The 8,447-nt window shown below is 57.1% G+C and carries 6 protein-coding genes; all 6 read right to left on the bottom strand.

Translation table 11 applies throughout. The features are described from left to right. Positions 1 to 318: 318 nt before the first annotated feature. A complete protein-coding gene (locus tag ACOTX3_RS12465) occupies positions 319 to 1,869 on the bottom strand; it encodes a methyl-accepting chemotaxis protein (RefSeq protein WP_023619630.1) in 1,551 nt (516 codons plus the stop codon). 97 nt (positions 1,870 to 1,966) lie between these two features. After that, positions 1,967 to 2,983 carry a LacI family DNA-binding transcriptional regulator gene (locus ACOTX3_RS12460; protein WP_020688679.1) on the bottom strand — a complete coding sequence of 339 codons (1,017 nt, stop codon included), beginning with the start codon at positions 2,981 to 2,983 and terminating at the stop codon, positions 1,967 to 1,969. A gap of 28 nt (positions 2,984 to 3,011) precedes the next feature. Further along, the gene (locus tag ACOTX3_RS12455) at positions 3,012 to 4,418 is read right to left on the bottom strand and encodes a sucrose-6-phosphate hydrolase (protein ID WP_127869044.1); all 1,407 of its coding nucleotides are present in this window, start codon (positions 4,416 to 4,418) and stop codon (positions 3,012 to 3,014) included. After that, a complete protein-coding gene (locus ACOTX3_RS12450; RefSeq protein ID WP_029883319.1) occupies positions 4,418 to 5,788 on the bottom strand; it encodes a sucrose-specific PTS transporter subunit IIBC in 1,371 nt (456 codons plus the stop codon). Before ACOTX3_RS12450 ends, ACOTX3_RS12455 begins: the two co-directional genes overlap by 1 nt. Positions 5,789 to 5,855: 67 nt before the next feature. Continuing rightward, positions 5,856 to 7,373: a carbohydrate porin gene (locus ACOTX3_RS12445; RefSeq protein WP_058678663.1), complete on the bottom strand. Its 1,518-nt coding sequence runs from the start codon at positions 7,371 to 7,373 to the stop codon at positions 5,856 to 5,858. 168 nt (positions 7,374 to 7,541) lie between these two features. Further along, complete coding sequence (locus ACOTX3_RS12440) at positions 7,542 to 8,435, bottom strand: aminoimidazole riboside kinase (RefSeq protein WP_038981781.1); 894 nt, start codon at positions 8,433 to 8,435, stop codon at positions 7,542 to 7,544. Positions 8,436 to 8,447: the final 12 nt, after the last annotated feature.

Below are 8,447 nucleotides of genomic sequence, written 5' to 3'. Positions count from 1 at the left end.
TGATGATCTGTTCGTCGGAAAAACGCTTCTTCATGGGGATGTCCTCATGTGGCTTATGAAGACATTACTAACATCGGGGTGTACTAATCAACGGGGAGCAGGTCAATTACACTTCAGAGAATCTTAGGTCATATAAAACACTTTGCTTAACCCATTTAAGGAGGCTAATGGTGGTAAGAGTGTTCGCAATGCGCACATACTCCAGCCACTTTTACGGCTTCTAACTGCCATTAGTAAAACGTTAAGCCTTGTTTAGCGTGACTGTCCAGTTACATCCTCCACACAAAAAGGCTCCGCTAAGGAGCCTCTCTTCATCAATCAAGCCTGCACTGGCAAACTAAAACTCGAAATACTCCGCGTGAGCTGCTGGGCCTGCTCTTCCAGCGACGCGGCTGCCGCGGCGGACTGTTGCACCAGCGCGGCGTTCTGTTGGGTCACGCCATCCATCTCCGTCACTGCCTGCCCGACCTGACTAATCCCGCGGCTTTGCTCTTCAGAGGCCACAGAGATCTGCTCCATCAACGTGTTCACTTTATTGACGGAACTGATAATCGAGTCAATGACCTCCCCTGAGCGCCCCACCAGTTCGGCACCGTTTTTGACGCTGGAAACCGACTGGGCAATCAGGCTTTCGATATCCTTGGCCGCCACCGCGCTTTTCTGCGCCAGCGTGCGAACTTCGCTGGCTACCACGGCGAAACCACGCCCCTGGGTACCGGCGCGCGCCGCTTCTACCGCCGCGTTGAGCGCCAGAATGTTGGTCTGGAAAGCGATGCTGTTGATCACGCTGGTGATGTCCTCGATGCGCTTCGAGTTTGCGGCGATGGTATTCATCGTTTCAATCACTTCACGCGTGACGGCCTCCCCGGTGTGGGCATTTTTCACCGCGTCCTGCACCAGTTTTCCGGCCTGATAGACGTTATCGGTGTTATTGGCGACGGTCGCGCTCAGTTCTTCCATGCTGGCCGCCGTCTGGGTTAGCGCAGAAGCCTGCTGTTCGGTGCGCGAAGCCAGGTCGATATTCCCGGAGGCAATCTCCTGTGCGGCATGGGTCACGGTATGACTCGCGTCACGCACCTGGGCGATGGTTGCCAGCAGCGCCTGGCGCATCTGCTCCATAGAGCCCATCAGGTGATCAATTTCATTGCCGGAATTCCCCTTCACCGGCACCGGAATATCCAGTTTGCCTGCGGCAATCTGGCTGCAATGTTCACGTGCCAGATTAACCGGTGCCAGAACAAGGCGTTTCATAAGCAGGCTGACGGCGACGATCACCAGCACAAACAGCAGCGCGATAGCAGCGATAATCGCCAGGCCAGAAACAAAGTTGCTGCTCGCATCTTCGTTCAGGCTTTTGGCATAGGCCTGGTGTACGGCCAGAACCTGGTCGAGGACAATCTCATACTGACGATCGAGGCGCGAGACTTCCGGTATCAGGGCGTTGAATTTGGCAATATCGTGCGCGGCGGCAGCATCAATGAGCGGTGCCAGCCCCTGGTTACGGTAATTCTGCCAGGCATCCTGATAAGCGCTTACCAGCGGCGCTTCATCCGTCAGACGGGGAGACGCCATAAAGGCAGCAAAGGCGCGATCGGCTTTGGTCAGTGCCTCTTTTACTGCGGCGAGCTTCGCAGATTCATCCGCTGATGCGCCCGCCTCTACCATCTTCACATACTCCATCACCCGGACGCGCAGCGTGCGGCTATGGTTGATGGGATCAATAATTGACAGCACCACCTGGATCTCTTTGTTCACGTTATCCAGGGAGTTATTACTTTTGATGATGAGGCCAACGCTGGTGAGGGTGCTGGCGATAAAGAAGAAAAGCAGCGAGAAAAAGACAATCAGGGATGATTTTTTTAACGACATGAACCGATACCTCAAAGAAAATTATTCCTTATGGTTATCGGCTAAACCAAAACTTAAATTAATTAAAGTTATTGATGTATCCCGTCGTCCGGCAGGGCTATTCTGCCGCTTTATAGCGCCGCTGCAGGGTGGCATCCAGTTTCCGCTGCACGGGCTCTGGTGTTTCACCGTCGATCAATTTCCCAATCAGATCAAAGCAGTGCCATGCAAGCTGACGATTATCCTGGCGCACGGTATCCACCGGGATCGTGAGCGAATCGTAAAGATAGTGATCGTCAAAGCTCGCTAACCTGATGTCACTTTGCAACAGATTGTGCTGTCCCATGTAGCGCAGCACCCCTTCCAGCAGGCCGCAGGCGGCGGTGAACAGGGCTTTTGGCGGACGCCCCAGGCGAGCACAGAGTTCGGCGAACATCTCGTAACCGGAACTCGGGTGATAATTTCCGTGAATGATCCACTCCGGGCGCAGCGTAACGTTCGCGTCGCGCAGACCCTGTTTAAACCCTTCAAGGCGGTCGCGCGTGGGGGAAAGCCGTGGCTGCCCACCGAGGAAATAAAACTCATCGGGGTGCTGGCGGGCAATGTCGGCCACCAGTTTGGCTGTCGGGGTAATGGAATCGGTGATCACCAACGGCAGCGAGCTGTCATTCATGTGGCGGTCAAAGAGCACCACGGGCAGCTGTTCACTCAGTTTCTGGTAATCCGCATCGTTGAGCATGCTGGAGGCAACAATCAGCCCGTCGACCTGACGCGCCACCATGTTGTTGACCACCACGGTCTCCTGCCCCGGATTTTCATCGCTACAGGAGATGAGCAGCTGAACGCCCGCCTCGCGGCACAACGTCTCCAGTTCGTGAGAAAACACGGCAAACCCGTAGTTGGTGATCTCCGGGACCACCAGACCAATGGTGTGGCTGCGGTTATCGCGCAGCGAGCGGGCGTGAATACTGGGCTGGTAGTGATGCTCTTTCGCAATGGCCAGCACGCGCTCACGGGTCTCTTCCGCCACGCGCAGCTCTTTGCTGCGTCCGTTCAGTACCAGGCTGGCGGTGGCTTTTGACACCCCCGCCAGCTCCGCGATGTCTTTAATGGTGACGCGTTTTGTTTTTCTCACAACGACTTAGATCCGGCTGCCAAAACCGCTATTCTACCATGCAGCCGCGCAGCGACCAGTAGCGTAATGTGATGTCGGACGCACCTTCGAATCGCACACGGGCCGGTTGGTCAGGAAAATAGCGACTGCTCATCACCCCTTCGCCGTGGTTGATGAAAATTTCGACGCTGGAGCGGTCGCACAGAACGCGCAGATGGTGAACCTCACCCAGCCAGTAGCGGGTTAACGTCTCACCCGTTTGCAGGCTGGCACGTTCCAGACGCAGGCCATTGCCATCGACCGTGAGGTGCAGCGCACCGGCAAAATCCAGTTTCGCGCAGGCAGCGCTCAGCTCGAACTCAAGGCGCGAGGCATCAAGCTCCGGCGCATCGCAGGCGTTGCCCTGCCAGTGCAGTTCCTCTTCACGCAGCATTTCCAGCTCACGCACCGGAGTCTGCCAGAGCTTGCCGTCGCGGTAGCGCAGCTCTCGCGGACAGGTCATCTGATGGAGCCAGCCCTGTGCCCGGGTGGGCTGCAGCATCTCTTCCCCGTCAGGCACGCCCATCCAGCCAATCAGGATCCGCCGGCCATCTTCCGCCAGCGTCGTTTGCGGGGCGTAGAATTCAAAACCGGCATCCAGTTCGTGTAACTCACCGTGCTCAAATGCGCCGCGCTGATAGTCAAACGCCCCGCTCATCCAGGCTGCCGGATAGGTGTTGAGATAACGATGCGGCTCACGGGCCAGCCCCTGCGGGCAGCAGATCAGAACGTGCGTCCCGTCGAGGGCAAACAGGTCCGGGCACTCCCACATGTATCCCGCATCCGAGAGTCCGTTGACGCCGTGACCGGCAATTTCTCCGCACGATTCCCACGTGTGCAAATCGGCAGACCTGAACAGCAGCACTTTGCCCCGCTTTTGCACATCCTGCGCGCCCAGCACCATGTACCACTGCCCGTCGTGCTGCCACACTTTCGGATCGCGCACGTGGCCGGTGTAGCCATCCGGCAGCGCCAGCACCGGCCCCAGTTTTTTAAAGGTCCCGTCCGGTTGTTCCACCGCCAGGCACTGCCAGGCGGTGCGGCTGCCGTCATCGAACTTAACGTTGCCGGTATAGCACAGCGTCAGCATCCCGTTGTTGTCCACGGCGCTGCCGGAATAGCAACCGTTGCGGTCGTACTCTTCATCTGGCATCAGCGCCATCGGCTCGTGCTGCCAGTGCAGCAGATCGTGCGAACTCCAGTGCCCCCAGCATTTATAGCGGTGATCGCAGTCCAGCGGGTTCCACTGATAAAACAGATGGTAGCGCCCGGCAAACCAGATAAAACCGTTCGGATCGTTCATCAGCCCCGTCACCGGTGCCGGGTGCCACTGCGGGTAGTGGCGGTCGGCACGCGCGCGCGGTTGGCCTTTCATCACGGCCTGCAGCACGGCAGGCCAGCGGGAAGGTAATGTCATTATTCAGAGTCCGTTTTATATTTCAGCAGCAGCGAGACGGTAAACGCTACGCCAAAGGCAATCACCATGCCGATAATATAGTTGAGCAGCGAACTGGCCTGCACGATGGCCATCCCCGGCAGCGCCGTCAGCCCTACCGCCGTCATGTAGACATGCACCGACACCACCCATGCGCCACCCACCGCACCGCCAATCAGCGCGGCCACAAACGGTTTCACGAAACGCAGGTTGATACCAAAAATAGCGGCTTCGGTAATGCCGAGCATGGCCGAGAACGCCGACGGTAAGGTAATGGCTTTGATTTTTGCGTCTTTGGTTTTAAACCACACCGCCAGGCACGCACCACCCTGCGCCACGTTCGCCATGGCCCAGATGGGCAGCAGGAAATTAACGCCAATCGACGGATTCCCCAGCAGCCCGGCTTCAATCGCGTGGAAGCTGTGGTGAATGCCGGTAATAACAATCACCGAATAGAGCCCGCCGAACAGCAAACCGGCCAGCCAGCCCGCGTGGGTAATCAGCGTGCTCAGAATAAAGGAGATGCCATCGCCTAACGCGCGTCCCGCCGGGCCGATAATCAGCAGCGCGATAAAACCGGAGAGAATGACGGTCAGGAACGGCGTCAGGATCAGGTCTAACGCATCCGGGATGACCTTGCGCAGGTTTTTCTCCACAATGCTCATAAACCAGACGGCCAGCAGCACCGGGAACACCGTTCCCTGATAGCCAATCATGGCAATCTCAAGGCCGAAAAAGTTCATGGTGTGGAAGCCGGACGCCACGCCCCAGGCGTTGGTCAGCGCCGGGTGGGTCAGAATGCCACCTAGCGTGGCGCCTAAATAGGGGTTACCGCCAAACTCACGCGCGGCGGTAAAACCAATCAGGATCGGTAAAATAATAAACGCCGCCGAGCTGCACATATCCAGCATGATGTAGATGGCGTTATCGGCATTCACCCAGCCGTAGGTTTTCACCATTCCGAGCAGGCCCATCAGCAAACCGGACGCAACAATGGCGGGAATGATCGGTACGAAAATATTGGAAAGCAGGCGGGCAATGCGCTGGAACGGGTTGAGCTTACGCGCCGCGAGATCTGCCGCTTCTGACTTGCTGGATTCACCAATCCCTGCCGCCTGAATAAAAGCCGCGTAAACCTTATTCACCACGCCAGTGCCAAAAATCACCTGCATCTGGCCCGCGTTACGAAAACAGCCTTTCACCCCCTCGACCTTGCCGATGGCCTGCTGGTCAGCAAGCGCATCGTCGACCAGCACCAGACGAAGGCGCGTTGCGCAGTGCGCGGCACTGGCGATGTTCTCTTTGCCACCGAGCAGCGGAATGAGCGCACGGGAAATATTATCAAAATCCATAGTTACCTCTGCCTGACTTCATTTTTATGATGTTTGATACGCTCCCGCCTGGCGGGAGCGTGAAGGGTTAAAACCAGGTTTCCATCTGGACCCCAAAGTTCCATTCCCCGCCAGCGTTAAAGCCGCTGCTGCCAAAGGCGTCATCGCTGGCGTAGTTATCCAGTTTGCTGCTCCAGTCCATCCAGGTGGCAAACAGGCGCAGTTCAGGACGGCTGAAGAAATCGCCAATTTTGCCCGCCTTTAAGGTCGGTGCGAAGGTCAGCTTGTAGAAGCTGCCGTTAACGGCGTTGCGATCTTTGTAGCCTTCCGGGTTCAAATCCATGTACTGATAGCTGCCCTCAAACGCCAGGGCGAAATTCTGCGTAACCTCTTTGATCAGGCGGGTATTGAGCGTAACCCACTCGTAGCTGTCGCCTTTGACGTAGCGGTCTTTACTGCTCTGGGCCAGTACAGCAGGCGCGATATGCCAGCCACCGCCGAGTGGCGTGACACCGTAACTTGCGAAGCGCCAGGTATCGGCTTCTGACAGCAGCGCGCCATCAGAGCCGATGCTTTTAACTTCTGCCCCCAGGCCGTGACCATACAGCAGCGCCGTTTTCGCTGAGCCTTCCCGCAGTCCGTAGAAGCTGTCATTGTGCAGACCCACCAGGGCATGCACGCCGGTGTTCGCCGCATCGGTTTTAATCAGATCGCCATTGCTGTCCTTGCGTTCGTCGTTATCCTTCGCCCGCAGGCCGCTCACCATCAGCTGGAATGGCCCGGCAAAGTGATTCATGCTGAGGATATAGTTCTGAACGTTGTTGTCGATCTGCTCTTCGCTGCCGAAGTTGCGCCCGTAAATCGAGAAGTTGCTGCGCAGCGTATCATTCCACTTCACGTCGTAGACACCGCCGCCGGTACCGGCGAGGAACACGACATCAGAATCCAGCCAGTGAATATCAAAGTTATCGCGGTCAAAGCGTTTACCGGCCCAGAAGCTACTCCCTTTCAGCGCGCCAGTGAAATCAGGCAGATTGCCCAGCTCGGCAAAGGCCTGACGAATGTTAAGATCGCTGGTATCGGCTGACCAGTCGTTATAGGTCTTCTGCCCGTCGGCTAACATGGCCTTAAAGCGCGTGGTCGCCCCACTCTCCAGCGTCTGTTTGTGTTCCACATTTAGCTCAACGTAGGTATCCGCTTCGTTACCCAGACGACCGACCGCGCCCCCGGTTTCCCCGGCAGGCGTCAGATACGGACCGCTTTTGCTGCTGGACGCCGCATCATTCATCAGCAGGCCTGAGCGGGCATAACCGTGAAATTCAAAACCACTGCTCTGATCGGCTTTCTTTTCCAGCACCGTGGTACGCTGGGCCACCTCCTGGGTGGTGTTCTGCGTCTGCTGCTGGGCGGCAACCAGCTGCTGCGTTTTTTGTTCTGCTGCCGTCGCGCGTTTCTCCGCATTCTGGGCGCGCATTTCCGCATCCTGAAGACGCTGTTCCAGCGCCGCCAGGCGCGATTCAATGCTTGTCATATCGGTCTGGGCAAAAACAGAGGTACTACCGGCCAGCATGCCAATCATCACGGCAAGTCTGCGTTTTTTATACATTTTGTCGCATCCCTAAAAAAGTGTTTTGATAATGCTAAATTGCTAAACCGGTTTAGGTTGCTGATACTAAACCCGTGAAATTTGGATCGGCAATACTTTTTGCTAAACCGTTTTAGTAAGTGTGATCGAGGCGACAATTCAGGCCGCCGGTCGGCGGCCTGGAAGGAATTACAGGTTGTGACGGTACGGCAGCGCGGTCATTGCCCCTTTGGCCGTCGTGGCCAGTGCACCACAGCGCTGGGCCAGTGCAAGGGTTGTTGCCAGATCCTGGCCTGACGAGGCCAGGCCGAACAGCAACCCTGCGACGAACGCATCGCCTGCGCCGGTGGTATCAACACACGCTACAGGTGTGGCCGGATAGTGTGTCGTGATGCCCTCATGCCAGGCCATTACCCCCTCTTTACCCAGCGTCACCAGCACCAGTCGGGCCGGACAATGTTGCATCAGCGCCGCCAGACCGGTTTCGATATGGGATTCGCCGGTCAAAAACGTCAGCTCTTCAACGGAGAGCTTCACCACGTCCGCGCGCTGTAGCGCCAGTTCGAGGCAACGGCGGAGCTCGCCCTCATCCTGCCAGAGGTCGGGGCGAATGTTGGGGTCGAAGCTGACAAAACCACCGGCTTTTTTAATTGCATCCATCGCCTGAAAAGTGGCAGAGCGACTCGGCTCCGCGCTGAGTGCAATGGAGCAGACGTGCAGCCACTCTTTGGCCCTGAAAGGCGGCAGATCGGTGGAATCGAGAAACAGATCGGCGCTCGGCCGAACCATAAACGTAAACGAGCGTTCGCCCTGTTCGTCCAGATCAACCACCACCGTTGAGGTGCGGTGAGCCGGATCGAGGCGCATCCACTGCACATCAACCTGCTCATCCGCCAGCGTTTTCTGCATAAAGCGGCCAAACGGATCGTCGCCAACCCTGCCAATAAAGGCACTTTTTCCGCCCAGTCGGGCGATGCCGACCGCCACATTTGCCGGTGCGCCGCCGGGACATTGCAGCAATTTGCCGTCCCCCTCTGGAAGTAAATCCACCACTGCATCACCGAGTACCCAGATTTTATCCATGTCATCCCCGTA

The organism is Enterobacter cloacae complex sp. IR5384 (genome assembly GCF_049237265.1).
Lineage (GTDB): Bacteria > Pseudomonadota > Gammaproteobacteria > Enterobacterales > Enterobacteriaceae > Enterobacter > Enterobacter cloacae.
This window is presented reverse-complemented; position numbering and strand designations above follow the sequence as displayed.

Bases quoted from the DNA above. Each gene is read 5' to 3' on its own strand.
- ACOTX3_RS12465 (WP_023619630.1), bottom strand. From the start codon at position 1,869: ATGTCGTTAAAAAAATCATCCCTGATTGTCTTTTTCTCGCTGCTTTTC.
- ACOTX3_RS12445 (WP_058678663.1), bottom strand. From the start codon at position 7,373: ATGTATAAAAAACGCAGACTTGCCGTGATGATTGGCATGCTGGCCGGT.
- ACOTX3_RS12450 (WP_029883319.1), bottom strand. From the start codon at position 5,788: ATGGATTTTGATAATATTTCCCGTGCGCTCATTCCGCTGCTCGGTGGC.
- ACOTX3_RS12455 (WP_127869044.1), bottom strand. From the start codon at position 4,418: ATGACATTACCTTCCCGCTGGCCTGCCGTGCTGCAGGCCGTGATGAAA.
- ACOTX3_RS12440 (WP_038981781.1), bottom strand. From the start codon at position 8,435: ATGGATAAAATCTGGGTACTCGGTGATGCAGTGGTGGATTTACTTCCA.